Source organism: Streptomyces sp. NPDC058231 (genome assembly GCF_042882275.1).
In the GTDB taxonomy this organism is placed as follows: Bacteria; Actinomycetota; Actinomycetes; order Streptomycetales; family Streptomycetaceae; genus Streptomyces.
Window position 1 is genome coordinate 93629 of the sequence record NZ_JBHVWN010000013.1, and the last position, 25093, is coordinate 118721.

Sequence of the window (25093 nt, forward strand, 5' to 3'; positions counted from 1 at the left end):
GTCGAGGGGGGTCAGGGGGCTGGGACGGTGGGGCGGGTCGGGGGCGGGTTCACCTACGGCCGCCGGATCGCGAGGTGGCGGCGCGGGCGGCGATCGCCTGCCGGTAGAGCTCCGCGGTGCCGATCGCCGCCTGCTTCCAGGTGAACCGGGACAGCACCCGGGCGCGGCCCGCGGCGCCGAGCCGGGCCCGCAGCTCCGGGTCGCCCAGCAGCCGGGCGAGCCCGGCGGCCAGCGCCCCGGCATCGGCGGGCGGCACCGCCAGACAGGTCTCACCGTCCGGGCCGGCGACCTCGGGGATCGCACCGCCGGTGGTGGCGACGAGCGGGGTGCCGGTGGCCATGGCCTCGGCGGCGGGCAGCGAGAAACCCTCGTAGAGCGAGGGGACGCAGGCGACCTCGGCACTGCGCACCAGGTCGACCAGTTCGGCGTCGCTGATGCCCTTGACGAACTCGACGGCGTCCTGGAGCCCGTGCCGTTCGATGGCCTGCGCGACGGGCCCGTCCTCGGCCCGCCTGCCGACGACCACGAGGTGCGCCTGCGGATTCGTGGACCGCAGGACGGCGAGCGCGTCGACGAGGTGGACGAGTCCCTTCAACGGGACGTCGGCGCTGGAGGTGGTGACGATCCGGCCCGGTACCTCGGCGACCGAAGGGTCGGGGGACCACAGATCGGTGTCCGCGCCGATGTGCACGACATGGACCCGGTCCTGCCGCACCCCGAGGTGGTCGACGATCTCCTGCTTGGAGGAGCCGGAGACGGTGAGCACCGAGGGGAGCCGACGCGCGACCCGCTTCTGCATGCGGGTGAAGGCGTACCAGCGGCGCACCGAGGCGCGGCGGAGGCGGCTTTCGGCGGCGTCCAGCTCCAGCTGCCGGTCGACGGTGATGGGGTGGTGGATCGTGGTGACGAGCGGTGCGCCGAGAGCCGCCAACAGCCCGTACCCGAGCGTCTGGTTGTCATGGATGACGTCGAACTCGCCGCGGCGGGCGGCGAGGTGGCGGCGGGCGCGGAGGCTGAAGGTGAGCGGCTCCGGGAAACCGCCGGTCCACATGGTGGCGACCTCGGCGGCGTCGATCCAGTCCCGGTACTCGCCGCGCCCGGGGGTGCGGAACGGGTCGGGCTGGCGGTAGAGGTCCAGGCTGGGCAGCTCGGTGAGCGGGACGCCCTCGTCGAGCACCGGATAGGGCTGCGCGCCGATCACTTCGACGCTGTGGCCGAGCCGGGCCAGTTCGCGGCCGAGGTGGCGTACGTACACGCCCTGGCCGCCGCAGAACGGGTTGCCCTTGTAGGTGAGCAGTGCGATGCGCAACGACCGGTCACCGAGGGTGCCCGACTTGTCGCCGCCCGCGCGGGGGCCCGCCTCTATGGCCTCAGCGGTCACACTCGGCCCCCTTCTCACTGCGTGTTCGCCGGAGCGTAACCGCTCGCGCTAATCTAGAACAAGTTTCAGACTGGAACGTTCAATGAGCTACGAATCTACCGGCAGGTAGCGTCGGTGCAACGGCCGGATCAGGTGATTCGCGCCACCACCGGGCACCCTGGCAGGCTGTGCGCCGCCGGGAGCCCACGCGCCTCCCTCCGGTTACGGACAGCAGCCTTGGATGGGGACTCATGACAGCGGAGACCAAACCGGCGTCGCCACCCCTGACGGAGCGGCAGGAGGCCCGCCGCCGTCGCATTCTGCAGGCCGGCGCCCTGCTCGCGGGCCGGGGCGGGTTCGAGGCGGTGCAGATGCGTGAGGTGGCGGAGGCCGCCGAAGTCGCGCTGGGCACGCTGTACCGGTACTTCCCCTCCAAGATCCATCTGTTGGTCGGCATCATGCAGGACCGGCTCCAGCACCTGCACGGGACGCTGCGCAGGCACCCCCCGGCCGGGGACGACGCGGCGGAGCGGGTAGCCGGCACCCTGATGCGGGCCTTCCGCGCGATGCAGCGCAAACCGCATCTGGCGGACGCCATGGTGCGGGCGCTGACGTTCGCCGATCGCGGTGTCAGCGCCGAGGTGGACACCGTCTCGCGGATCACGACGGCGATCATCCTGGACGCGACGGGGCTGGAGCATCCGACGCCCGAGCAGCTGTCCGCCGTCCGGGTCATCGAGCACACCTGGCACGCGGCGCTGATCACCTGGCTGGCGGGGCGGGCGTCGATCGCACAGGTGCAGACGGACATCGAGACGGTGTGCCGGCTGATCGGCCCGACGACACCGCCGGCGGCCCCGTAGCGGCGGTCCGGGCGGCCACCGGCGTCCGCGCGTCCGGGCGCCGGGCGAGCACCGCCCGCGTCCCCCCGGCCCATGTGCGGCCCGCACATGCGCACCGCGTCAGGTGGGGCGTCCTGCACCATGTCGACGGCGCCGCGGTGTCCATACGGTTCGGCGACATCACAGGAATCGCGCCGAGGAGCCGGTCACCATGCGTCGCAGAGCCACAGGCACCGAACACCACCCGAGATCCCTCTCCGCGCTCGCCGTGCTGACCGCGGCCGGCCTCCTGCTCACCGGCTGCACCGCCGCCGGCCAGGCGGGCGGGACGGACTCCGCCGCCGGCAAGGGGGCGAAGGGCCAGGCCGTGAAGGTCGGCCTGGTCTACTCCCGGACCGGGCTGCTCGCGGCCTACGGGAAGCAGTACCGCGACGGGTTCATGGCGGGTCTCGACTACGCGACGAAGGGCACCGGCAAGGTCTCCGGGCACCGTATCGAGGTGACCGAGCAGGACGACGCGGGCGACCCGGGCAAGGCGGTCTCCGCCGCGAAGAACCTGATCGGCAAGGGCTACAAGGTGCTCGCCGGGACCACCGACTCCGGCGTCGCCCTGCAGATGGCACCGCTCGCCGCGCAGAACAAGGTCCTGTACGTCAGCGGGCCCGCCGCCACCGACGCCGTGACCGGGATCAACGACTACACGTTCCGATCCGGCCGGCAGTCCTACCAGGACATCCTCACCGCCGGCGCGATGCTCGGCGAGGCCAAGGGCAAGAAGGTCACCGTGCTGGCCCAGGACTCCACCTTCGGCCAGGCCAACGTCGCCGCGGTGAAGGCCGTCCTCGGTGGCGAGGGCGCGACGGTGGGCTCCGTGCTGGCCCCGCCGAGCGCCACGGACCTGACCCCGTTCGCCCGGCAGGTGAAGGCCGCAGGTCCGGATCTGGTCTTCGTGGCCTGGGCGGGTTCCACCGCCCCCGCGCTGTGGACCGCGCTGGACCAGCAGGGTGTACTGGGCGCCTCCAAGGTCGTCACCGGGCTGGCCGGCACCGCCTCGTACCCGATCTTCGGCGCCGCCGGTTCCAAGGTCTCGTTCCTGGCGCACTACTTCCCCGGCGCGGGCGGCGGCAACGCCGTGGAGAAGTCGATGCTGGACTCGGTGACCAAGGCGGGCGGCACCCCCGACCTGTTCACCCCCGACGGCTTCACCGCCGCGCAGATGATCGTGCACGCGGTGGAGGAGGGCAGCGCCACCGATCCCGCCGCCATGGTGAAGGCCCTGGAGGGCTGGAGCTTCGACGGCGCCAAGGGCAAGGAGCAGGTCCGGGCCGAGGACCACGCCCTGATCCAGCCGATGTTCGTGGCGAAGCTGACCGGGAAGGGCGCCATCGCCGAACCGGAGCTGGTGACCACCGAGCCGATGGACAAGGTGGCGCCGCCCGCGAAGCCCTCGGCGGGCTGACCGATGGCCGCACCGGGCATCACGGCGGAAAACGGCAGCGGGGCGCGGTCCACCGCCCCCGTGCTCCGGCTGACCGGCCTCGGCTGGGGCGTCGGCGGCGCGACCATCGTGGAGGACATCACCCTGGATGTGCACGAGGGCGGGTTCCTGGCCTTCATCGGCCCCAACGGGGCGGGCAAGACTTCGCTGTTCAACCTGATCAGCGGGTTGACGACGGCGACCTCCGGCAGCATCGCGCTCGACGGTACGGACATGACCGGCCGGCCCGCCCACGCGCGGGCCCGGCGCGGGATCGGCCGGACGTTCCAGACGTCCAGCCTGTGGCCGGGGATGAGCGTGGCCGACCATGTCCGGCTGGCCGCGCAGGCCGCCCGGGGCGGCTCGTACCGCGTGTGGCGGCGGGCCTCCCCGTACACCGCCGAGGTGCGCGGCGTGCTGGAGCGCACCGGGCTCGGCCACCGCGCCGGGGTGCCCGCGTCCGAGCTGTCGCACGGCGAGAAGCGGAAGCTGGAGCTGGCGGTGCTGCTGGTGGGAGAGCCGCGGCTGATGCTGCTCGACGAGCCGATGGCCGGGGTGAGCGCGGAGGAGGTCCCCGCGCTCACCGAGCTGATCCGCACCCTGCACCGGGACGAGGGCCGCACCGTCCTCATGGTCGAGCACCACATGGACGTGCTGCTGGGGCTCGCCGACCGGCTGGCCGTGATGCACCACGGCCGGCTGCTGGCGCTGGACACCCCGGCGGCCGTGACCGCCGACCCGACCGTGCAGCAGGCGTACCTCGGGGAGGGGCTGTGACGACGGAACCCCTGCTCGCCGTGCGGGACCTGCGGGTCCTCATCGGCGGACGGCACATCCTGCACGGCGTGGACCTCGATGTCGCAGCGCACGGAGTGACCGCGCTCCTCGGCCGGAACGGCGCCGGGAAGACCACGACCGTACGCGGCGTCCTCGGCCTCGTCCCGCGCACCGGCAGCATCCGGCTGGGCGGCGAGGAGACCGTGGCGCTGCCCACCCACACGCTGGTGCGGCGGGGCATCGGCTACGCCCCCGAGGACCGCGGCGTCTTCGCCGGACTGACCGTGGCGGAGAACCTGCGGCTGGCCGAGCGGCGCGCGTCGGGTGAACCCGCGTACGCCTTCGTCCATGAACTCTTCCCCGAACTGAAGCGACGCGAGCGGCAGTTGGCCGGAACGCTGTCGGGCGGACAGCAGCAGATGGTCGCCATCGGCCGCACTCTGCTCAACGGCAACCGGCTGATCATCGCCGACGAGCCCACCAAGGGGCTGGCGCCCAAGGTGGTCACCGAGGTAGCCCAGGTGCTGGAGCGGGCCGCCGAGGCGGTGCCGGTGCTGCTCGTGGAGCAGAACCTCGCCGTCGTGCGGCGCCTGGCCGCCCACTGCACCGTGCTCGCCGACGGACGGACCGCCCATCGGGGCCCGGCCGGTGAGCTGCTGGGCGACGCGGACGCGGCCCGCCGGCTGCTGGGCGTGGGGCACGGTCCGGCCACCGAAGCACCATCCGTGGAGGCGGATTCCTGATGTCCACCGTCGTACTGCTCACCATGACCGGACTCGGTCTGGGGGCGCTCTACTTCCTGATCGCGTCCGGACTTTCGCTGATCTTCGGCCTGATGGACGTGCTCAACTTCGCGCACGGCGCGCTGCTCTCCATCGGCGCGTACGGCACCTGGTGGGCGGCGTCCGGGAACCTGCCGGGCGCGGGCCCGGACGGCGCCGGCTTCGTCCTCGCGGTCCTCTTCGGTACGGCGGTGGGCGCCGTCGCCGCGGTGCTGCTGGAGCTCGCCGTCGTCCGCCCGCTGTACACCCGGCCGCGCGAGCAGGTGCTCGCCACGGTCGGGGTGGGGCTCGCCGTCCCGGCGCTGCTGTCGGGCATCTGGGGTTCCGACGCCCGGACCTTCCCCGGGCCCCGGACGCTGTCCGGCACCTTCTCCCTGCTGGGCGCGGAGGTCCCGGCCAACCGGCTGGTGCTGATCGCGGCGGCGCTCGTGGTGCTGGCGGCGCTGCGGCTCTTCCTCGGACGGACCCGGCACGGACTGGTCGTGCGGGCGGGCGTCGAGGACCGGGCGATGGTGACCGCGCTCGGCATCGACGTCCGTAAGGCGTTCACCCTCGTCTTCGCGATCGGCGGCTGCGCCGCCGCGCTCGGCGGGGCGCTCGGCGGGCTCTACTTCGGCTCGGTCGACCCCCGGCAGGGCACCTCGCTGCTGATCTTCGCGTTCGTCGTGGTGGTCACCGGGGGCATGGGCTCGGTGACCGGCGCCGCCGTGGCGTCGGTGGCGATCGGGCTGGTCCAGCAGTTCGCCAACTACTACACCGCAGCGGGCCTCGGCGACCTGGCCGTCGTCGTCCTGCTCGCCGCGCTGCTGCTCGTACGGCCGCGCGGACTGACCGGGAGGCTCGCGTGAGCACCGTGACCGGCACATCCGAGCGCACGAACGGAACACCGGTGGCGCCGTCCGGGCCACCGGTGCGCACGAACACGGCCCGGCTGCTGCGCGGATGGCCCGTCGTCGCACTGGTGGCGCTGATCGTCGCCCCGTACAGCGCGCTGCCGCTGCCGGGGCTGCTCGACGGTCCGCTCGGCAGTGCCGGCAGCCTCCAACTCCTCGCCACCTGCCTGCTGTTCGGCGCCCTGGCGACCGGTTACGACCTGCTGCTCGGCCGGACCGGGCTGCTCTCCTTCGGCCACGCGCTGTACTTCGCGGCGGGCAGCTACGCGACCAACACCGTCATGCTGGAGGCCGGACTGCCGTTCGCCGTCTCGGCGTTGCTGGGCGTCTGCTTCGGGATCGCCCTGGCGCTGGTGCTGGGATCGGTGAGTCTGCGGGTCACCGGCATCGGCTTCTCCATGGTGACGCTGGCCTTCGCCCAGGCGGGATCGATCCTGGTCTCCCGCAACCCCGGGGGCTTCACCGGCGGCGAGGAGGGCCGGGCCGCGCCCGCGGACCTGCTGCCGTCCGGGCTCGTCGGCATCGAGAACACGGCGAACCTCTACTGGGTCGCGCTCGGCTATCTGGTGCTCACCCTGGCCGTCGTCCACCGGGCGGTCCGCTCCCCGACCGGGCGGGTCTGGGAGGGCATCAAGGAGAACGAGCGCCGGGTGGAGGTGCTGGGGCTGCGGCCGTACGGGTTCAAACTGACGGCGTTCGTCCTGGCCGGTGCGCTGGCCGCACTCGGCGGACTCGTCCATCTGCTGCTCACCGGCGGCTCGACACCCCAGACGACGACCTCGGACTTCACACTGTCGCTGCTGGTGATGGTGGTGCTGGGCGGTTCGGGCACCCGCTGGGGGCCGATGATCGGCGGCATCCTGTACACGTGGGCCGATCACCGGCTCGGCGACCTCGCCGGCTCGGGTGCGGTCGCCGGACTCCCCGCGGTGCTGCGGGTGCCGCTCTCGCAGCCGCTGTTCCTACTCGGTGTGGTGTTCGTGGCCGTGGTACATCTGCTGCCGGGCGGGCTGGCACGGCTGCCGTCCCGGATGCGTTCCGCACTCCGTGCACCCAGTGGGGGCGCATCCGCCCCGGAGGAGGACCGGCGCTCATGACCCCGTACGAAGAGATACGCGTCCCGGTGGCCGGGGGCGAGCTGGCGGCGCTGCGCTGGCCTGCCCGGGATCCCGGCGCGCCCGTGGTGGTGGCCCTGCACGGCATCACGGCCAACGCGCTCTCCTGGGGAACGGTGGCCCGGCTGCTGGCCGGGCAGGTCACGCTGATCGCCCCGGACCTCCGCGGCCGGGCGGCGAGCTCCGGGCTGCCCGGCCCGTACGGCATCGCGGCGCACGCCGACGACGTCGCGGCCCTGACCGGGGCGCTCGGCCCGGACCGGGTGGTGCTGGCCGGTCATTCGATGGGCGCGTTCGTGGCGGCGTTCGCCGCCGTACGGTATCCGGACCGGTTCGGCCCGCTGCTGCTCGTCGACGGAGGGGTCGGCTTCCCGGCCCCCACCCAGCTCTCCCCGGACGAGCTCATGACGGCGGTGATCGGCCCGGCCATGGACCGGTTGTCGATGACCTTCCCCGACCGCGCCGCCTACCGGGCCTTCTGGCAGGCGCACCCCGCGTTCGCCGGCGACGCCTGGTCGCCGGAGGTCGATGCGTACATCCAGCGCGATCTGGCGGGGGCCGAGCCCGAGATGCGCTCGACCTGCCGGATCGAGGCGGTACGCACCGACGGGATCGGCCTCTTCGACGACGACGTGCTGTCGGCCGTACGGAAGCTGCCGGTGCCGGCGACGCTGCTGTGGGCGGCGCGCGGTCTGATGGACGAGGAGCAGGGGCTGTACGACGAGGGCCGGCTGGCGGCCGCCGGTCTCTCCGGCACCCCGCTGGAGCCGGTGGCGGTGCCGGACGTCAATCACTACACCGTACTCACCGGGGAGGCCGGCGCGGGCGAGATCGCGCGGCGGCTGGTGGCGGCGGCGGGCGGGGCGGCCTGAGGAGGGCCCAGGACGCCGGGAGGGCCGGGAGGGAACGCTTCAGGTACCGCCGGCACCGGACAACAGGTGCAGCCGGAGCGCAAGTTGGAGTTCGAGCGCCCGGTCGGGTTCGTTCCAGTCCCGGCCGAGCAGCACCTGTATCCGGTCCAGCCGCTGCACCACCGTGTTGACGTGGACGTGGAGTTCGTCCTTGGCGCGGATGAGGCTCCCCCCGGAGCCGAAGTAGGCACTCAGCGTGCGCACGAGCTGGGTGCCGCGCCGGGCGTCGTACCGCAGCAGCGGCCCCAACGTCGCGGTGACGAAGCCGTCGACGTCCTGCGCGTTGCCCAGCACCACACCCAGGAAGCCGAGTTCGTCGACGCAGGCGCCCTCGCCGGTCCGGCCGAGCACCCGCATGGCCCGCAGGCAGCGGGCCGCCTCGGCGTACGCGGTGGCGAGCCCGCGCGCTCCGCGGGCCGGGCCGGTGGCGGCGACCGTGACCGGCGCCTGGACGAGCTGGCCGAGCTGGGCGGCCGCCGCCCGCGCCGCCTCACCCGCGCCGGGCCCGGAGTCCGCGCCGTCACCCCCGCAGTCGATCAACAGCACGACGGCGCCCGCGTGTTCGGCGCTCACCCCGTGGATGTCCCCGCCGAACAGGTAGCGCAGGGCCGCGGCGCAGAGCTTCTCGCGGGCGCCTGCCTCGGCCACCAGCAGCAGATGCGGGCGGTCCAGGTCGATGCCGAGACGGCGGCCGCGTTCGGCGAGACCGGCCGGGTCGCGCTCCGCGTCGGTCAGCAGATCGGTGATCAGTTCGCCGCGGATCCGGTTCTCGGTCTCGGCGACCGTGCGTCGCAGCAGCAGCAGAAGGCCGGTGACGACGGCGGCGCGTTCGAAGAGCCGCCGGTCGGAGTCGTCGAGCCGCCCGCGCCGGTGCAGGACCAGACCGGCCAGGAGCTCCTGACCGGCGAGCACGGCACAGATCCACCGGCCGTCGCGGTGCACGGCGCGCGCCCCGGTCCGGGATTCCTCCGCGGTCTCGACGAGCCACCCGGCGTCCATGGAGTCGGCGGCGAGACCGGCGCCGTCGGGCCGGACCGCGGCCAGCGGGCGGCCGCCCGGGTCGTGGATGGTCAGCGGGGAGTCCAGCAGACCTGCGACGGCCGCCGCGACGTCCTTGACGTCACCGCCGCGCAGCACCAGGTCGGTCAGCCGGTCGTGCGCCTCCTCGGCCCGCTGCATGGCGGCCGAGTGGGCCCGGACAGCCGCGTTGGCCTCGGCCAGTTCGGCGTTGGCCCCGGCGAGTTCGGCCAGCGCGGACCGGGTGTCGGCCAGGGCGCGGGCGGTGTCGATGGCGATGGCGGCGTGCGCGGCGAGCGAGCAGAGCAGGGCCACCTCGTCGGGGCTGAACACACGCGGTGCGCGATCGGCCGCGAAGAGGACGCCGATGACCTTTCCGGTGCCGCCCCGGCTGGAACCGAGGAGCAGGGGCACGCCCAGGATGGCGACCAGCCCCTCGTCCAGCACCCCGGCGTTGATGTTGCGGGTGTGGCGGAAGCGGTCGTCGGTGCGGTAGTCGGGGGTCGCGTAGGGACTCGCGGTCTGCGCCACCAGACCGCCGAGTCCGTCGCCGAGCTCCAGCCGCAGCCGCTGGAAGAGGACGGACACCGAGCCGTCGGTCACCCGCATGTAGGTGTCCCCCGCCTCCTCGTCGGGGAGCGTGAGGTACGCCGTGTCCGTGCCGAGCAGCATCCTCGCCCGCCGGACGATCGCCTTCAGCACGTCGTCCAGATCGCGGGAGGCGGCCAGGTCGCCCGCGGTGTCGAAGAGCGCGGTGAGCTGGAGCTCGCGGCGCCGGTGCTGGCGCAGGGCGCCCCTGATCCGCAGGGCGGTGGCGGTGGCCGCCTCCACCTCCACGAGACCGTCCGCGGGCACACCGGCGGTCCGCGCCCGGGCGGCGACGGCGCCGAGCGCCTCGGCGGGGGCGTCCTCGGCCAGCAGGTCGAGGAGGCGTCTCAGGTGGGGCGCGGCGGAAGGGGGCGGTGCAGACATGGCGGGCCATCGTTCGTCGGGTGCGGGGGTCGTGGTCAGTTGGCGGTCCAGCCGCCGTCCATGGCGAGCGAGGTGCCGGTGATGTGCGAGGTGCCGGGTCCGCAGAGCCAGAGCACCGCATCGGCGACCTCGCCGGGCTCGATGAGGCGTTTGATCGCGCTGCGCTCCAGCATCACCTTGGCGACCACCTCCTCCTCCGTGATCCCGTGGGTACGGGCCTGCGCGGCGATCTGGTTCTCGACCAGGGGCGTGCGCACATAGCCGGGGTTGACGCAGTTGCTGGTGACTCCGTGCGGTGCTGCTTCGAGCGCGACCACCTTGCTGAGTCCCTCCAGTGCGTGCTTGGCCGACACGTACGCCGATTTGTACGGGCTGGCGCGCAGCCCGTGGACGGACGATATGTTCACGACGCGCCCCCAGCCGCGTTCGTACATGCCGGGGAGGGTGCGGCGCAAGATGCGGAACGGTGCCTCCACCATGACGCGGTGGATCAGCGCGAAGCGGTCCGGCGGGAATTCGTGCACCGGGGCGATGTGCTGCAGTCCGGCGTTGTTGACCACGATGTCCGCGTCGGCGGGAAGGGTGTCCACCGCCTCGGGGTCGGACAGATCGACCACCCGGGCCGTGCCGCCGATCCGCTCCGCCAGCCGCTGCGCCGCGTCGGCGGCCTTGTCCACGATGTACACGTGGGCGCCCGCGGCGGCGAGCGCCTGCGCACAGGCCTGCCCGATACCGCTCGCCGCCCCGGTCACCAGGGCGGTGCGCCCGGCGAGGGAGCGGTCTGCGGGCGGGGGGACGTCGAGCGCGGCGGGCCCGGGTGCGGGGCTCTGGGGAGTCTCCATGGTCGTCACCGTAAGGAGGTCGAAGCCCACGTCACACGGGGTCGGTGCACACACCGCCGTACGTCACCGTGGTGGTGGCATACATGGTGCGGCCGACCGGCGCCGCCGATGCGCCGGGTCCGGTGCCGTCGGCCGGATCGCCCCCGGCCGCCGCGGCGGTCACCGGCCGCCGGGCGCGGGCCCTGCCGCGCAAGGGCGCCGCCGCACACATGAGGACCCGAGGGGTGTCAGCCCGCCCCATGGGCCGGGGCGGTCCCAGCTCGTAGGTTCCGGCAGCAGTCCGCACGCCCGCACGTTCCGAACAGGGAGGCCCCCCGTGCGCCCATCGATCCTGCGACGCCTGCTCCGGCGCGTCGCGTCCACGGCCGTACTCGGCGTCGTCGCGGCGACGCTGAGCACCGTGGGCGCCGCCCAGCCCGCCACCGCCGCCTCCGGCCTGCAACAGGTCACCGGTTTCGGCTCGAACCCCGGCAATCTGCAGATGTACGAGTACGCCCCCGCCGGCCTGCCCGCGAACGCGCCCCTGGTGATCGCACTGCACGGCTGCACGCAGACGGCCGACGACTACTACACCAACTCGGGCTGGCCGAAATACGCCGACCTGTGGAAGTTCGCCGTGGTCTTCCCGCAGACCACGTCCGCCAACAACTCCCTCTCCTGCTTCGGCTGGTTCGATCCGGCCGAGGACGGCCGGGGCAAGGGCGAGGCCGCCTCCATCGTGCAGATGGTGGAGCACGCGAAGCAGCAGTACGGGTCCGACGGCCGCCGGGTGTACGTCACCGGGCTCTCGGCGGGCGGCGGGATGACCGCCGACCTGCTGGCCGCCTACCCGGACGTGTTCGCGGGTGGTTCCGTGGCCTCCGGCCTCCCCGCGCAGTGCGCCACCAGCCAGGCCGCCGCCTCGGGCTGCCAGACGGGCCCGCAGAAGCTGACCCCGGCCCAGTGGGGCGACAAGGTCCGCGGTTCCTATCCCGGCTACAGCGGCCCCTGGCCCCGGGTGGCCATCTGGCAGGGCGCGTCCGACTACACGGTGTACCCCGCGAACGCCACCGCGCTGCGTGACCAGTGGACCGATGTGTGGGGTATCGGCCAGACCCCGGCCGGCACCGACACGCTGCCCGGGAACACCACCCGGACCATCTACAACGACTCCTCGGGCAAGCCCGCCGTGGAGACGTACTCCGTCTCCGGCATGGGCCACGGCCTGCCCGTGTCCCCCGGCTCGGGCACCGGTCAGTGCGGTTCCACGGCCGCGTACTTCCTCAGCTCGATCTGCTCGACGTACTACACCGGCGTCTTCTGGGGACTGGACCAGGGCGCCCCCGGCGGCGGGAACCCGCTGCCGGCCCCCTCGGGTCCGACGGTCACCGGCGTCACCGGCAGCAGCGCCTCGCTCTCCTGGGGCGCGGTGACGGGAGCCTCCTCGTACGCCGTCTACCGCAACGGCACCGAGGTCGGGCGGCCCGCCTCGACGGCGTTCACGGACACGGGGCTGACCGCCGGGACCGCGTACCGCTACACGGTGGCGGCGGTCGACGCGTCGGGGGCGACCGGTACCGTCTCGGCCGCGGTGACGGCGACCACGACCGGCGGGACGGGCGGCGGCGCCTGCTTCACGGCGACCAACTACGCCCAGGTGGCGGCCGGGCGGGCGCACACGACGGGCGGCTACGTGTACGCCAACGGCTCGAACCAGAACATGGGTCTGTACAACGTGTTCGTCACCCACACCCTGAGGGAGTCGCCGGCGGGCTACTTCGTGATCGCCGACACCGGCTGCACGGCGTAGCGGGCGGGCCGGGTCCGCGGCCCGCCCGGCGACCACTCCTCGTGACAGGAAGGCGTCCGCGGGTCCCGGGTCCGGGACGGACCGGGGCAAGGGCGTGGAAGTGGTCCCGGCGGCTCCGGGACGGTGACGTACGTCGCTGTCCCGGATGCCCCTCCGCCCGGGGCGAACGGGTTACGTCCCGGTAGAGTGTGCGAGTCGTCATCATGCCCGTTCAGGGGGAAGCCGGTGCAAATCCGGCGCTGACCCGCAACCGTGAGCCGCTTCGAGCGGTAAGTCGGACTGCCCTGTCCGCGGTCGTGACCGGCTCGCGTCACCGGAGAGCCGGTGGCCGGCACCGTCGAGGCATACGGGGCCGGAGCCTGGTGCCTGAGCGTGCCTGTGCCCGGTTCCGCCACAGGAGAGGCTCAGCCCGCAATGACCGTACGCCGCAGCGCAGCAACGCTCGCCGCCACCGCCACCGTGCTCTGTGCGGCCGCTGCCCCGGCCGCGGTCGCGGCGCCGTCGCCCTCCCCCAGCCCGTCCGTCGCGCTGCCCTCCGGGCTGTACGGCACCAAGGACCCCACGTACGACGGGGTCTGGCGGCAGTCGCTGGCCTTCCTCGCCCAGCGCATCGAGGGGATCGTGCCCGCGACCGAGTCGGTGGACTGGCTGATCGCCCAGCAGTGCGGCAACGGCGCCTACGCGTCGTACCGCGCCGACGTCTCCAAGCCGTGCGACGCGAAGACCATGCTGGACACCAACGCCACCGCCGCGGCGGTCCAGGCGCTGGCGGAGGTCGGCGGGCACCGCGACATCGTCAACAACGGGGTCCGCTGGCTGAAGTCCGTCCAGAACGAGGACGGCGGCTGGGGCTACGGCGCGGGGTCGCCCAGCGACGCCAACTCCACCTCGGTCGTGATCGGCGCCCTGGCCCGGCAGGGCCAGCGGATCGGGGACATCACGAACGCGGGCGGCAGGACGCCGTACGACGCACTCCTCAAGCTGGCGATCCCCTGTGGCGGCAAGGACGGCGGCGCCTTCGCGTACCAGCCGGACAAGGCCGGGAAGCTCGCCGCCAACGCGGACGCCACCGCGGCCGCCGTGCTCGGCTCGATGGGCAAGGGCCTGGCCGTCGGGGACAACGCCACGGTCGACGGCAAGGCCCCGGCCTGTGTGAAGAGCGACGACCTCAAGCCGGAGCAGGCCGCCCGCAACGGTGCCGCCTACCTCGCGGGCGCCCTCGCCAAGACCGGCCACCTGAACCTGCCCCCGATGCCGGGCGCCGACGACACCACCCCGCAGCCCGACTTCGGCAACACCGCGGACGCGGTCGTCGCCCTGGCCTCCGCGGGCCACAAGGACAGGACTGCGGGTGCGGTCGGCTGGCTGAAGAAGAACTCCGGGAACTGGGCCGCGACGAGCGGCCCGGCCGCCTACGCCCAGCTGGTCCTGGCCGCGCACGCGACCGGCGCCGACGTCCACGACTTCGGCGGCGTCGACCTGATCCGTCAGCTGAACGCGAGCGGCCCCGCGCCCGCCGCCGTCGTCACCCCCAGTGCGTCCCCGGACGACTTCTCCGAGCAGGACGGCACCAGCGACGACGCCGGTCTCGGGGTGTGGTGGCTGGTCGGCATCGGTCTCGCCGCCGGCGCGGGCATCGGCTTCCTGATCAGCAGCCGCCGCAAGACCCCGCAGCTGTGAACCGGGCGGGGAGTGCGTCCGGCGGGCGGGCGGCAGCCGCGCTGCTGGCGCTCGCCGCCGTGCTGACCGTGCTCGGCGCGGGCACCGCCCACGCGGCCGGCTACCGCTACTGGTCGTTCTGGGAGGGCAAGGGGGCGGGCTGGGCGTACGCCACCCAGGGCCCGTCGCTGGTCCGGCCCGACGACGGCACGGTGCAGGGCTTCCGGTTCTCCGTGAGCGAGGACTCCCAGGATTCGGCGAAGCCGCGCCGCTCCCCCGGGTTCGCGACGATCTGCGCGGACACCCCCGCCAAGGACGGCAGCAAGCGGATCGCGCTCGTCATCGACCCCGGTACGGCGGCGGACGCCCCGGACGGAGAGACACCGCCCGCGCTGCGTACCGCGTGCGCGCGGGTCGCCCCCGACGCGAGCACCGCCGAGGCACTCGCCTCGGTGGCCAAACCGCTGCGCTACAGCAGCGACGCACTGCTCTGCGCGATCTCCGGCTATCCCGCCGCGGGCTGCGGCGAGCAGGTCTCCGGCAACGGGCACACCACCGCCGGCGCCGCCGCGCCCACCGCAGGCGCCGCCACCGGCGGCGGGCGCGGCGGCCCGTCCACCGGGGTGCTCGTCGGAGTCGGCGCCGTCCTGCTGCTCGGCGTCGCCGCCGTCCTGCAGGCCCGCCGCCGACGCGGATGACCGCCTCCTCCGGCGCGACCCGGCTCCGTCGTTCCCTGCGCGCGCCCGAGGCGACCCGCAGCAACGCCCTGCCCGCCGGAGCCTGGTGGCTGTGGGCCCTCGGGCTGGCCACCGCCGCGTCCCGGACCGGCAATCCCCTGCTGCTCGGGCTGCTGGTGGGCGTGGCCGGTTACGTGGTCGCGGCGCGCCGGACGGATGCGCCTTGGGCCCGTTCGTACGGGGCGTTCCTCCGGATCGGGTTGTTCGTCGTCGCCGTCCGGCTGCTGTTCTCCGTCTTCCTCGGCTCCCCGATCCCCGGTACGCACACGGTGTTCACGCTGCCCGCGGTCCCACTGCCCGACTGGGCGCAGGGCGTCAGGATCGGCGGCCGGGTCACCGCCGAGCAGGTGGTCTTCGCGCTGTACGACGGGGCAAGGCTGGCCACGCTGCTGATCTGTGTCGGCGCCGCGAACTCCCTCGCCAACCCGGCCCGGTTGCTGAAGTCACTGCCCGGCGCGCTGTACGAGGCCGGGGTCGCCGTCGTCGTCGCGATGACGTTCGCGCCGAACATGGTCGCCGATGTGGTGCGACTGCGCACCGCCCGCCGGCTGCGGGGCCGTAGGACCGGCGGGATCGGAGCCGTACTGCAGATCGGGCTGCCGGTGCTGGAGGGCGCGCTGGAGCGGTCGGTTGCGGTGGCGGCGTCGATGGACGCGCGCGGATACGGGCGTACGGCGCAGGTCCCGGCCGCCGTGCGGCACACCACGAACGTCCTCACTCTCGGCGGGCTGCTGGGTGTGTGCGCCGGAACCTACGCCCTGCTGGCCTCGCAGGGCGCGGTGTACGGTCTGCCGCTGCTGCTCGCCGGGCTGGTGGCCGCGATGGCCGGGCTGCGGCTCGGCGGCGCCCGCTCGGTGCGTACCCGGTACCGGCCGGACCGGTGGGGTGTGCGGGCCTGGCTGGTGGCCGGGTCGGGTGCGGCGGTCGCCGCGGTGATGATCCGGGCGGGCGTCGTCGATCCGGAGGCGTTGCACCCCGGGGTCGTACCACTGGCCGCGCCGGTATTCCCGCTGTGGCCCGCGGCGGGGGTGCTGATCGGGCTGCTGCCCGCGGTGGTGGCGCCCGTCCCGCCGTCGGTGGACGCGACGCCCGCGGTCAACTCCGAGGAGGGCAAGTGATCCGGTTCGAGCAGGTCTCGGTGCGGTACGAGGGCGCGGCGCACCCCACCCTGTCGGGGGTCGATCTCACCGTCCCCGAAGGCGAGTTGGTGCTGCTCGTCGGCCCGTCAGGGGTCGGCAAGTCGACGCTGCTGGGGGCCGTCTCCGGTCTCGTGCCGCACTTCACGGGCGGCACCCTGCGCGGCAGGGTGACGGTCGACGGCCGCGACACCCGCACCCACAAACCACGCGAACTCGCCGACCTGGTCGGCACGGTGGGCCAGGACCCGCTCTCCCATTTCGTCACCGACACCGTCGAGGACGAGCTGGCGTACGGCATGGAGTCGCTGGGACTCGCCCCCGGCGTGATGCGGCGACGGGTCGAGGAGACGCTCGACCTGCTGGGTCTCGCCGGTCTGCGCGACCGCCCGATCGCCACGCTCTCCGGCGGTCAGCAGCAACGGGTCGCGATCGGCTCGGTGCTCACCCCGCACCCCAGGGTGCTGGTCCTCGACGAGCCGACGTCCGCGCTGGACCCGGCGGCGGCCGAAGAGGTCCTCGCGGTGCTCCAGCGCCTGGTGCACGACCTGGGCACGACGGTCCTGATGGCGGAGCACCGGCTGGAACGGGTGGTCCAGTACGCGGACCAGGTGCTGCTGCTGCCCTCGCCGGGCGCCGCACCGGTGATGGGTGCACCCGCGGACGTCATGGCCGTCTCGCCGGTCCGCCCGCCGGTGGTGGCACTGGGCCGGCTGGCGGGCTGGGAGCCGCTGGCGCTCTCGGTGCGCGACGCCCGGCGCCGGGCCGCCGGGCTGCGGGAACGGCTGGCGTCGGTTCCGCCGCCGTCACCGGTCCCACCGGCCGATGCCGCCGCCCCGGCGCCGCTGCCCCCGGCCGCCCCCGTACGGCGTGGACTGTTCGGACGCCGGCGCGGGCCCGCTCCGCAGCCGGACCCGGAATCGGCGGGCGGAACGACCGCCCGGGTGGAGGGCCTTGGGGTGCGGCGCGGTCGCGTCGAGGCGCTGCGCCGGGTGACGCTCTCCGTCGCGCCCGGCGAGACCGTGGCCCTGATGGGCCGCAACGGCGCGGGCAAGTCCACGCTGCTCGCCGCCCTCGTCGGCACGGTCGAGCCCACGGCGGGCACCGTCCTGGTCGGCGGCCGGTCCCCGCACCGTACACAGCCCCGCGACATGGTGCGCCGGGTCGGGCTGGTACCGCAGGAACCGCGCGATCTGCTGTACGCGGACACGGTCGCCGCGGAGTGCGCGGCGGCCGACGCCGACGCGGGCGCCGCGGCGGGCAGCTGCCGGGCCCTGGTCTGCGAGCTGCTGCCCGGCGTGTCCGACCGCACCCACCCCCGCGATCTCTCCGAGGGGCAGCGCCTCGCCCTGGCGCTGGCGGTCGTACTGACCGCGCGGCCCCCGCTGCTGCTGCTCGACGAGCCGACCCGGGGTCTGGACTACGCGGCGAAGGCCCGCCTGGTCCGGGTGCTGAGCGGTCTGGCGGCCGAGGGCCATGCGATCGTCCTGGCCACGCACGACGTGGAGCTGGCCGCCGAGCTGGCCCACCGGGTGGTCGTTCTCGCCGACGGTGAGATCGTCGCGGACGGGCCGACCCGGCAGGTCGTGGTCTCATCCCCGGCGTTCGCACCCCAGACCGCGAAGATCCTGGCCCCTCAGGAGTGGCTGACCGTGGCACAGGTGCGCACGGCGCTGGAGGCGAAGGCATGAGGACACGGATACGGGCCGCCCGGGCGGCCGGGGGACGGGGCGTGCGCGACCGGCAGGCGCGGGCGGTGCGTCTCGGGCCACGCGCGATCGCCGCGCTGCTCCTGATCAGCGCGATCGGCGTGATCGCCATCGGCTGGCCGCTGCTGGCCGGCGCGGACTCCGGTCTCGCCCATTCCCAGGACGCCCCGTGGCTCTTCGCGGCGCTGCTTCCGCTCCTTGTCGGGGTGGTCGTCGCGACGATCGCGGACTCCGGCCTGGACGCGAAGGCGGTGGCGATGCTGGGCGTGCTCGCCGCGGTGGGTGCCGCGCTGCGCCCGCTCGGAGCGGGCACGGCCGGCCTGGAGCCGATGTTCTTCCTGATGGTGCTGAGCGGCCGGGTGCTCGGCCCCGGCTTCGGGTTCGTACTCGGCTCGGTCACCATGTTCGCGTCCGCCCTGCTCACCGGCGGGGTGGGGCCGTGGATGCCGTTCCAGATGCTGTCGATGGGGTGGTTCACGATGGGCGCCGGGCTGTTGCCCGGGCCGGATCGGCTGCGCGGACGCGCCGAGCTGCTGATGCTCGCGGCGTACGGGGGTGTGGCGGCGTTCGCCTACGGCACGGTCATGAATCTGTACGGCTGGACGATCGTGCCGGGCCTGGGCTCGGGGATCTCCTTCCACGCCGGTGACCCGCTGCCCGAGAACCTGGTCCGTTTCCTCGCGTACTGCCTGGCCACTTCGCTGGGCTGGGATCTGGGCCGAGCCGTCCTGACGACGGCTCTGACGCTCACCGTGGGGGCGACCCTGCTGAAGGCGCTGCGCCGGGCAACCAGGCGTGCGGCCTTCGAGGCCCAGGTCACATTCGAGGCCCCGGAGGCGTGAAGGACCCCACAGTGCCTTGGTCCTCCACTATCGGGGATAGTAGCCGTTCCGCACCTGTCGGCAGCCATCCCTCCACTTCTGACCTGCAATAACGCCATATACACCGTTCGGGACCTTGTGCCCTCGGTGCGAGACGGGACCGTACCGGGGGTCATTGCACCGGCCGGACGCCGCGGCTAACACTGGTCACGTCGCCGAGCACCGCAGGGTCCACCGGAACGGATCGCGGTCAACGAGCACCGGCCCCCGCGTCATTGGGCCCGGTCCGCGACTCCCTCGTCCCCGACGTTAGGTCTGCCTGTGTCGTTCGTCCGCAACATCCTTGCCCAGCCCCGCACCGCCCGCCGCAAGGCCACCGTCGCAGGAGCCGCCACGCTCCTCGGCGCCACCGGCCTGGCCCTCGGTGTCACCCCGGCCATGGCCGCTCCGGCCACCGCGCCGACGTCCGTGGCGACCGGCGTACAGGGCACGGCGCGAGCGATGGCCGGCAGCGAGGCGCAGTTCCAGTGCTTCAGCAACATCGTGTCGCACGAGAGCGGTTGGAACCCGCACGCCACCAACGCCTCCTCGGGCGCCTACGGTCTGGTCCAGGCACTGCCCGGCTCGAAGATGGCCTCGGCCGGCGCCGACTGGAAGACCAACCCCAAGACCCAGATCAAGTGGGGCCTGGACTACATGAACTCCCGTTACGGCAGCCCGTGCGCCGCCTGGTCGTTCTGGCAGACCCACCACTGGTACTGAGCCGCCCACCAGAGGCTGCTGTGAGGACCCCGACCGGAATCCGGTCGGGGTCCTCCTCTTGTCCGGAGCCCCGCCTGGCCCCGGACCGGCGGTCCGGCGCACCCCGGCCACCGGGGGCGCCGGCCGTCGCACGCACGAACGGGGCGAACTCCTCCTCCCCGCCCACCGGTTCACGCGCCGCCGCGGTGGCCTCGGTCAGCTGCCCGCACCCCGGCGCGGGCAGCGCGCGGCCGTACGAGGATCATGGCGTCCATGCACGCCCTGCTCTCCGCCTTCGCCCCGATCTGGATGCTCACCGCCATCGGATACGTGGTCGGCCGCAGCGGTCTCCTCGGGGAGCAGGCGGAAGCCGTGCTCGGCCGGTTCGTCTTCCATGTGGCCATGCCCGCGGCCCTTTTCACGATGGTCTCCGGCGCGGAGCTGAGCACGTTCGCCAACTCCTCGATGGTGGCGTTCGGGGCGGGCACCGCGCTCGTCTGCGGTCTCGGTTTCGCCCTCGCCCGTCGCTTCTTCGACCGCAAGACCGCCGACCAGGCAATCAGCAGCATGGCGTCCGGCTACGTCAACTCCGCCAACCTCGGCATCCCGGTGGCGGTCCAGGTGCTCGGGGACGCGTCGTTCGCGGCCCAGATCATCCTGTTCCAGGTGCTGCTGGTCTCCCCCGTGATCCTGACGCTGCTGGACACGGGTACCGGCACGGGCTCCGGGAAGGGCGTCATGTTCCGGCGGATGGTGACCATGCCCGTCCGCAACCCGATCATCATGGCCTCGATGCTCGGCGTCGCCGTCTCCGCGCTCGGTGTGCGGCTGCCGCACGCCGTGGAGTACTCCTGCGACGTGCTCGGCGCGGCCGCGGTGCCGACCGCTCTGATCACTCTCGGACTGTCTTTGCACAGCCGCCCGGATCCGGACGCGACGTCGGTCGCCGCAGGACGGGCGGAGGTCGGCCTGACGGTGTTCCTGAAGACGCTGGTCCAGCCCCTGGTCGCGCTTCTGGTCGGCGGCCCGCTGCTGCACCTGCCGGACCATCAGCTGCTGGCGGTCGTCCTCTGCTCCGCGCTGCCGACGGCCCAGAACGCCTTCATCTATGCCCGTCAGTACAGCCTGGACACGAGCCTGGCCCGTAACTCCGTGGTGGCCTCCACGGTCGTGTCCATGGCCACGCTGTCGTTGACGGCCTGGGCGCTCGGGCCGTCCGGCCCCTGAGCCGTTCGAGTGGCGGGACCGCACGGACGGGCAGATGCTGAGGGAGCGGCGATCCATGCCGAAGGGGTGCCGGGACGATGCGATTCGTCCCGGCACCCCTTCGGCCCCGGAGTGTTCCCGGTCGCCGTGCGCGGCGCGGACGCCGGTCAGCGCGCGCCGGCCACTGCCTCGCCGCTCGCCTTCGGCACCGGTTCCGTGAGCGACGCCGGTTCCGTGACCGACGCGCCCTCCTGCGGACCGGCCACCGGCCGCAGCCGCCGCGGGCCCGCCAGGGCGTGCGTCAGCAGGAGGCCGGTCCCGACGACGAGTGCCCCGCCCACCGCGTCGAGCACCCAGTGGTTGGCCGTGGCGACGATCGCGGAGACCGTGAACAGCGGGTGCAGCAGCCCCAGCGCCTTCATCCACGTCCTCGGGGCCAGCATCACGATCATCACGCCGCACCAGAGCGACCAGCCGAAGTGCAGCGAGGGCATCGCCGCGTACTGGTTGGTCATCGAGGTCAGCGACCCGTAGTCCGGCTTCGCGAAGTCCTGGGCACCGTGGACGGTGTCGATGAAGCCCAGGCCCGGCATCAGCCGCGGCGGGGCGAGCGGGTAGAGCCAGAAGCCGAGCAGGGCGACCAGGGTGGCGAAGCCGAGGGTGGAGCGGGCCCAACGGTAGTCGGCCGGGCGGCGCACGTACAGCACACCGAGGATCGTCAGCGGCACGATGAAGTGGAACGTCGAGTAGTAGTAGTCGAAGAAGCCCTTGAGCCAGCCGATGTCGGCGACCGTGTGGTTGACCCGGCGCTCGATGCCGATGTGCAGCCACTGTTCGAGCGAGTGGATCTGGCGGCCGTGCTCCTCGGCGGTGGCGCGGCCGGCCGTGGCCGCGAGCCTGACCTTCGCGTACGCGGAGTAGACGACCCTGATCAGCAGGAGTTCGAGCAGCAGGTTCGGACGGCCGAGCACGCGCCGCCAGAACGGCAGCAGCGGCACACGGCTCCAGCGGGCCGGGACCGGGGAGGCGTACTCCGTGGGGACCGGACGCTGCCAGTACGGCGAGGTGCGCGGCAGGAACGGTGCGGCGCACGCCGCGCCGATCGCCGCGAGGAGCAGCACGTTGTCCCGCACCGGGAAGGCGACCGGGGTGTTCGGCAGAAGCACTTTCCCGGGCAGCGTGATCACGAGCACCACGACGGCCGGCCACACCAGCCGGTCGCAGGCCCGCCGGCCCGCCCGGCCGACCACGGCGAGGAGCACCCAGAGCAGCTGGTGCTGCCAGGCGGTCGGCGACACCGCGACGGCGACGCAGCCGGTCACGGCGACGGCGAGCAGCAGCTGGCCGTTCTGCGCGTAGCGCACGGCGCGGCGCAGCCCCAGGTAGCAGACGGTGGCGGCGAGCAGCAGAAAGAGTGCGATCTCCAGCGGGCCGGTCAGCCCGAAGCGGAGCAGCGCACCGTGCAGGGACTGGTTGGCGAGGCTGTCCGCGCCGTCACCGAGCCCGGCGCCCGCGACATGATGCACCCAGTACGTCCACGAGTCGCGCGGCATCGCGGCCCAGGCCAGGGCCGTGCAGGCGGCGAACGCGGCGCCGCCCGTCACAGCGGCCCGGCGGCGGCCGGTCAGCCGCAGCAGGACGGCGAAGAGCAGCACGGTCGGCTGGAGAGCGGCGGCGATCCCGATCAGCACGCCGGATGCCCGTTCACCGCGGGTGACGAAGCAGGCGAGCAGTACCAGGAGGACCGGCAGAATGCTGGTCTGCCCGAGGTGGAGGGCGTTGCGGACCGGCAGGGACAGCATCAGCAGGCTGATCGCGACGGGTGCGGCGAGCAGGGCGGTGCGACGGGAGACCGGGCCCGGCAGGGAGCGGGCCGCGACGATGCCGAGGGCGGCGACCAGCAGCAGGGAGCCGAAGGTCCAGGCGACACCGAGGCTCTGTTCGGCCGATCGGGTCAGTGGTTTCAGCACCAGCCCGGCGAAGGGGGTGCCGGTGAACCGGTCGCTGTCGTACAGCGATCCCGTCACATGAAGCACACCGTTCGCACCGATCCAGGTCTCCAGGTCGGTGAGCCGTTCACCGGGTGGCTGTCGCAGCACCACCGCCATCTGCCGCCCCGCCAGCAGGGCGACGACCAGCCAGAGCGCCGCCCGGGCAGCCCCGGTCCTCGCCCCCGTCGCCATGTCTCCGCGCACACTGTGCTCCGCGTCCGCCACGCTGCGCCGACCCTCCCACTGCTCATCCGCCGCCCCTCGACCCGGGACGTGTTGTGAAACCCTCGCATTGCGTTACGAGATAGACCCAATCAACCTTCTCTTCGCCCGGCTGTCACCCTGCCCCCTCCGAGAGCGCCCGGAGCTCCGGCCGGGACGGGGATCTCGCGACCGGAACCGGATCCCTCGGCGAGACGTCTGTCTCCCCGACCGGCGGACGGGCAGTCACCATCGCCACGGGGGAGGAAGACAGGTCATGCGGTGCGCGTGGAGAAGGACAGGTCCTCGGGACAAGGGTGGTTCGTGGGGTGTCCGCGCCCTGACGCTGCTGCTGATCCTCGTCCCGCTGCAGCTGGGATCGCTGATCGGTCCGGCGTACGCCTGCGGCTGCGGGGCGATGGTCCCCGGCAGGGACACCCACCTCGCGGTGGACCGGGAGACGTCCGTGGTCGGCTGGGACGGCCGTACCGAGCAGATCGTCATGCGGCTGACGGTGCGCGGGGACGCCCCCGAGGCGGCCTGGATCATGCCCGTACCGCATCGCGCCTCGGTCGGGCTCGGTGATCAGGCGCTCTTCTCGGAGCTTGACGCCCTCACCGGGCCGGTCCGGTCCACCCGGCACTACTTCTGGCCACGCTCCGGGGACTGGCCGTTCTCGGACCGGGGGGACGGCGTGGGCGCCCCGCCGCCCGCGGCCGGTGCGCCGAAGGTGGGGGTCGTCGGCCGCGAGCGGCTCGGCCCGTTCGACGTGGCGCGGCTGACGGCGACCGACCCCGGGGCACTGCAGAGCTGGCTGCGGCGCAACGGCTTCGAGCTGCCCGACCGGCTGGCGACCGCGCTGCAGCCGTACGTCGACCGGAAGTGGGAGTACGTGGCGGTCCGCCTCGCACCCCGGGACAAGGACGCGCGGCTGCTGGGCGAACTCGAACCGCTGCGGCTGAGCTTCGCCAACGACCGGCTGGTCTACCCGATGCGGCTGTCGAAGCTCGCCTCCACACCGCAGTCGCTCGGCCTGTACGTGCTGGCCGCCCACCGGATGGAACCGGCCGGCGCGATCGGCGGGGAGCCGCCACGCGTGACGTACGCCGGAAGGCTCGGCGCGGCCGCTTCGCCGACCACCGCGGCAGGTCCGGCGTCGACGGAGGCGATCCGGAAGCTGGCGGGCGGCAAGCGGGTCTTCGTCACCGCGATCGAGCAGTCGTTCCCGCGCCCGGAACTGATCGACGGCGACCACGAACTGCGGGCGACCGCCGCGGACACCCCGTACCGGACCGTGCTGTACGAGAACGAGCTGCTGACCGTCGGCGGGGTCCCGGCCTGGATCCTGGCTCTTACGGGCGGCGCCCTGGTGGTGGTGGCCGTGGCGGCGCTGACGGCCGTCCGGGTGCGGCGGCGCCCGGTGCCGCCCCCGCCGCCGGTGACGGTCCCGCCACCGCTCTGAGTGACGTCCGGCTCGCGCGTCACGGCGTACGGGCCGGCTCCGGCGGCCAGGTAGACCGAACAACTGAACGCAGGGTGAAACGCGGTACGGCGATCCGCACCGCGCCTCCCCGGGACCCCCGTCCGCCCGAAAACCGCTGGGCCTATGGTCATGCGCAAGTCACAATGACGCCATGACCTGGACCGTGACCCCGGAACGCTTCGACTCCCCCGATGCGGAGACGCTGCGTCGCGACTATTACGACGAGGTCGCCAGCCGTTACTGGGCGCGACCCGCGACCGCCGAGGAGATCGACGAGGGGCTCGACGGCGACGGGGCCGACCGGCTCACCGCACCGACCGGCGCGTTCGTCGTCGGCAGATTCGGGGGGAAGCCGGCGGCCTGTGCGGGTCTGCTGCTGGTGGACGCCGACACCGCGGAACTCACCCGGGTGTTCGTGCGCCCGGAGTTCCGCGGCACGGGCGGCGGCGGACTGCTGCTGGCGGCCGTCGAGAACGCGGCACGGACGTTCGGCGTACGGCGGATCCGGCTCGACACGCGCAACGACCTGGTGGAGGCGCGGGGGCTGTACGCCAAGCACGGCTACCAGGAGGTGCCGGCGTTCCACCACCGGCAGTACGCGGAGCACTGGTTCGCCAAGGAGCTGTAGCCGC

General features: G+C 73.5%; 22 protein-coding genes and 1 riboswitch. Of the genes, 17 read left to right on the forward strand and 5 right to left on the reverse strand.

The window, feature by feature from the left end:
• Positions 1-49: 49 nt before the first annotated feature.
• Complete coding sequence (locus ACFVXE_RS12455; protein ID WP_389671046.1) at positions 50-1381, reverse strand: glycosyltransferase family 4 protein; 1332 nt, start codon at positions 1379-1381, stop codon at positions 50-52.
• A 230-nt stretch (positions 1382-1611) separates the two neighbouring features.
• Here ACFVXE_RS12455 and ACFVXE_RS12460 point away from each other — a divergent pair, with 230 nt between their 5' ends.
• From ACFVXE_RS12460 to ACFVXE_RS12490, 7 genes are all read left to right on the forward strand, one after another.
• Positions 1612-2223 (forward strand): TetR family transcriptional regulator, encoded by a 612-nt coding sequence (locus ACFVXE_RS12460; RefSeq protein WP_389671047.1) that lies wholly within the window; start codon positions 1612-1614, stop codon positions 2221-2223.
• A gap of 190 nt (positions 2224-2413) precedes the next feature.
• Positions 2414-3661, forward strand: a complete 1248-nt coding sequence (locus tag ACFVXE_RS12465; RefSeq protein WP_389671049.1) for a substrate-binding domain-containing protein — start codon at positions 2414-2416, stop codon at positions 3659-3661.
• A gap of 3 nt (positions 3662-3664) precedes the next feature.
• Entirely contained in the window at positions 3665-4456 is a 792-nt protein-coding gene (locus tag ACFVXE_RS12470; RefSeq protein WP_389671050.1) for an ABC transporter ATP-binding protein, read from the forward strand.
• Positions 4453-5199 (forward strand): ABC transporter ATP-binding protein, encoded by a 747-nt coding sequence (locus tag ACFVXE_RS12475; protein ID WP_389671052.1) that lies wholly within the window; start codon positions 4453-4455, stop codon positions 5197-5199. The genes ACFVXE_RS12470 and ACFVXE_RS12475 overlap by 4 nt, the downstream gene beginning before the upstream one ends.
• Positions 5199-6086 (forward strand): branched-chain amino acid ABC transporter permease, encoded by an 888-nt coding sequence (locus ACFVXE_RS12480; protein WP_389671053.1) that lies wholly within the window; start codon positions 5199-5201, stop codon positions 6084-6086. Before ACFVXE_RS12475 ends, ACFVXE_RS12480 begins: the two co-directional genes overlap by 1 nt.
• Positions 6083-7228 (forward strand): branched-chain amino acid ABC transporter permease, encoded by a 1146-nt coding sequence (locus tag ACFVXE_RS12485; protein ID WP_389671055.1) that lies wholly within the window; start codon positions 6083-6085, stop codon positions 7226-7228. The genes ACFVXE_RS12480 and ACFVXE_RS12485 overlap by 4 nt, the downstream gene beginning before the upstream one ends.
• Complete coding sequence (locus tag ACFVXE_RS12490; protein ID WP_389671057.1) at positions 7225-8118, forward strand: alpha/beta fold hydrolase; 894 nt, start codon at positions 7225-7227, stop codon at positions 8116-8118. The genes ACFVXE_RS12485 and ACFVXE_RS12490 overlap by 4 nt, the downstream gene beginning before the upstream one ends.
• 39 nt (positions 8119-8157) lie before the next feature.
• Here the strand turns inward: ACFVXE_RS12490 and ACFVXE_RS12495 are convergent, their stop codons facing one another.
• From ACFVXE_RS12495 to ACFVXE_RS12505, 3 genes are read right to left on the reverse strand one after another with little or no spacing between them, the layout of a single operon-like run.
• Positions 8158-10146, reverse strand: coding sequence for a helix-turn-helix domain-containing protein (locus ACFVXE_RS12495; RefSeq protein WP_389671059.1), 1989 nt, complete (start codon positions 10144-10146; stop codon positions 8158-8160).
• A 35-nt stretch (positions 10147-10181) separates the two neighbouring features.
• On the reverse strand, positions 10182-10988 hold the full coding sequence (locus ACFVXE_RS12500) for a 3-hydroxybutyrate dehydrogenase (RefSeq protein ID WP_389671060.1): 807 nt from the start codon (positions 10986-10988) through the stop codon (positions 10182-10184).
• Between the two features lie 31 nt (positions 10989-11019).
• The gene (locus ACFVXE_RS12505) at positions 11020-11274 is read right to left on the reverse strand and encodes a hypothetical protein (RefSeq protein ID WP_389671061.1); all 255 of its coding nucleotides are present in this window, start codon (positions 11272-11274) and stop codon (positions 11020-11022) included.
• Between the two features lie 30 nt (positions 11275-11304).
• Between ACFVXE_RS12505 and ACFVXE_RS12510 the strand changes: the two genes are divergently transcribed.
• The 8 genes from ACFVXE_RS12510 to ACFVXE_RS12545 all read left to right on the forward strand — a co-directional run bounded on the left by ACFVXE_RS12510 (position 11305) and on the right by ACFVXE_RS12545 (position 20807).
• Positions 11305-12777 (forward strand): PHB depolymerase family esterase, encoded by a 1473-nt coding sequence (locus tag ACFVXE_RS12510; protein ID WP_389671063.1) that lies wholly within the window; start codon positions 11305-11307, stop codon positions 12775-12777.
• A 175-nt stretch (positions 12778-12952) separates the two neighbouring features.
• A riboswitch (cobalamin riboswitch) is annotated at positions 12953-13084 on the forward strand.
• A gap of 107 nt (positions 13085-13191) precedes the next feature.
• A complete protein-coding gene (locus ACFVXE_RS12515; protein ID WP_389671064.1) occupies positions 13192-14457 on the forward strand; it encodes a hypothetical protein in 1266 nt (421 codons plus the stop codon).
• Entirely contained in the window at positions 14454-15134 is a 681-nt protein-coding gene (locus ACFVXE_RS12520) for an SCO2322 family protein (RefSeq protein WP_389671065.1), read from the forward strand. The genes ACFVXE_RS12515 and ACFVXE_RS12520 overlap by 4 nt, the downstream gene beginning before the upstream one ends.
• Positions 15131-16291 (forward strand): energy-coupling factor transporter transmembrane protein EcfT, encoded by a 1161-nt coding sequence (locus tag ACFVXE_RS12525; RefSeq protein ID WP_389671067.1) that lies wholly within the window; start codon positions 15131-15133, stop codon positions 16289-16291. The genes ACFVXE_RS12520 and ACFVXE_RS12525 overlap by 4 nt, the downstream gene beginning before the upstream one ends.
• The gene (locus tag ACFVXE_RS12530) at positions 16288-18000 is read left to right on the forward strand and encodes an ABC transporter ATP-binding protein (RefSeq protein ID WP_389671068.1); all 1713 of its coding nucleotides are present in this window, start codon (positions 16288-16290) and stop codon (positions 17998-18000) included. The genes ACFVXE_RS12525 and ACFVXE_RS12530 overlap by 4 nt, the downstream gene beginning before the upstream one ends.
• Positions 17997-18860: an ECF transporter S component gene (locus ACFVXE_RS12535; protein WP_389671069.1), complete on the forward strand. Its 864-nt coding sequence runs from the start codon at positions 17997-17999 to the stop codon at positions 18858-18860. The genes ACFVXE_RS12530 and ACFVXE_RS12535 overlap by 4 nt, the downstream gene beginning before the upstream one ends.
• A gap of 300 nt (positions 18861-19160) precedes the next feature.
• The gene (locus tag ACFVXE_RS12540) at positions 19161-19601 is read left to right on the forward strand and encodes a transglycosylase SLT domain-containing protein (protein ID WP_389671070.1); all 441 of its coding nucleotides are present in this window, start codon (positions 19161-19163) and stop codon (positions 19599-19601) included.
• Between the two features lie 252 nt (positions 19602-19853).
• Positions 19854-20807, forward strand: coding sequence for an AEC family transporter (locus ACFVXE_RS12545; RefSeq protein ID WP_389671071.1), 954 nt, complete (start codon positions 19854-19856; stop codon positions 20805-20807).
• Positions 20808-20953: 146 nt separating this feature from the next.
• Here the strand turns inward: ACFVXE_RS12545 and ACFVXE_RS12550 are convergent, their stop codons facing one another.
• A complete protein-coding gene (locus tag ACFVXE_RS12550; RefSeq protein ID WP_389671125.1) occupies positions 20954-22969 on the reverse strand; it encodes a bifunctional glycosyltransferase 87/phosphatase PAP2 family protein in 2016 nt (671 codons plus the stop codon).
• 286 nt (positions 22970-23255) lie between these two features.
• Between ACFVXE_RS12550 and ACFVXE_RS12555 the strand changes: the two genes are divergently transcribed.
• Both ACFVXE_RS12555 and ACFVXE_RS12560 read left to right on the forward strand, forming a co-directional pair.
• Complete coding sequence (locus tag ACFVXE_RS12555) at positions 23256-24440, forward strand: DUF2330 domain-containing protein (protein WP_389671072.1); 1185 nt, start codon at positions 23256-23258, stop codon at positions 24438-24440.
• Between the two features lie 172 nt (positions 24441-24612).
• Complete coding sequence (locus tag ACFVXE_RS12560) at positions 24613-25089, forward strand: GNAT family N-acetyltransferase (RefSeq protein WP_389671074.1); 477 nt, start codon at positions 24613-24615, stop codon at positions 25087-25089.
• Positions 25090-25093 lie beyond the last annotated feature (4 nt).

Excerpts from the sequence above, each read along its gene's own strand:
- ACFVXE_RS12545 (WP_389671071.1), top strand. The coding sequence starts at position 19,854 with ATGCACGCCCTGCTCTCCGCCTTCGCCCCGATCTGGATGCTCACCGCC.
- ACFVXE_RS12460 (WP_389671047.1), top strand. The coding sequence starts at position 1,612 with ATGACAGCGGAGACCAAACCGGCGTCGCCACCCCTGACGGAGCGGCAG.
- ACFVXE_RS12525 (WP_389671067.1), top strand. The coding sequence starts at position 15,131 with ATGACCGCCTCCTCCGGCGCGACCCGGCTCCGTCGTTCCCTGCGCGCG.
- ACFVXE_RS12500 (WP_389671060.1), bottom strand. The coding sequence starts at position 10,988 with ATGGAGACTCCCCAGAGCCCCGCACCCGGGCCCGCCGCGCTCGACGTC.
- ACFVXE_RS12465 (WP_389671049.1), top strand. The coding sequence starts at position 2,414 with ATGCGTCGCAGAGCCACAGGCACCGAACACCACCCGAGATCCCTCTCC.
- ACFVXE_RS12490 (WP_389671057.1), top strand. The coding sequence starts at position 7,225 with ATGACCCCGTACGAAGAGATACGCGTCCCGGTGGCCGGGGGCGAGCTG.
- ACFVXE_RS12495 (WP_389671059.1), bottom strand. The coding sequence starts at position 10,146 with ATGTCTGCACCGCCCCCTTCCGCCGCGCCCCACCTGAGACGCCTCCTC.
- ACFVXE_RS12550 (WP_389671125.1), bottom strand. The coding sequence starts at position 22,969 with ATGGCGACGGGGGCGAGGACCGGGGCTGCCCGGGCGGCGCTCTGGCTG.
- ACFVXE_RS12560 (WP_389671074.1), top strand. The coding sequence starts at position 24,613 with ATGACCTGGACCGTGACCCCGGAACGCTTCGACTCCCCCGATGCGGAG.
- ACFVXE_RS12515 (WP_389671064.1), top strand. The coding sequence starts at position 13,192 with ATGACCGTACGCCGCAGCGCAGCAACGCTCGCCGCCACCGCCACCGTG.
- ACFVXE_RS12535 (WP_389671069.1), top strand. The coding sequence starts at position 17,997 with ATGAGGACACGGATACGGGCCGCCCGGGCGGCCGGGGGACGGGGCGTG.
- ACFVXE_RS12555 (WP_389671072.1), top strand. The coding sequence starts at position 23,256 with ATGCGGTGCGCGTGGAGAAGGACAGGTCCTCGGGACAAGGGTGGTTCG.
- ACFVXE_RS12470 (WP_389671050.1), top strand. The coding sequence starts at position 3,665 with ATGGCCGCACCGGGCATCACGGCGGAAAACGGCAGCGGGGCGCGGTCC.
- ACFVXE_RS12480 (WP_389671053.1), top strand. The coding sequence starts at position 5,199 with ATGTCCACCGTCGTACTGCTCACCATGACCGGACTCGGTCTGGGGGCG.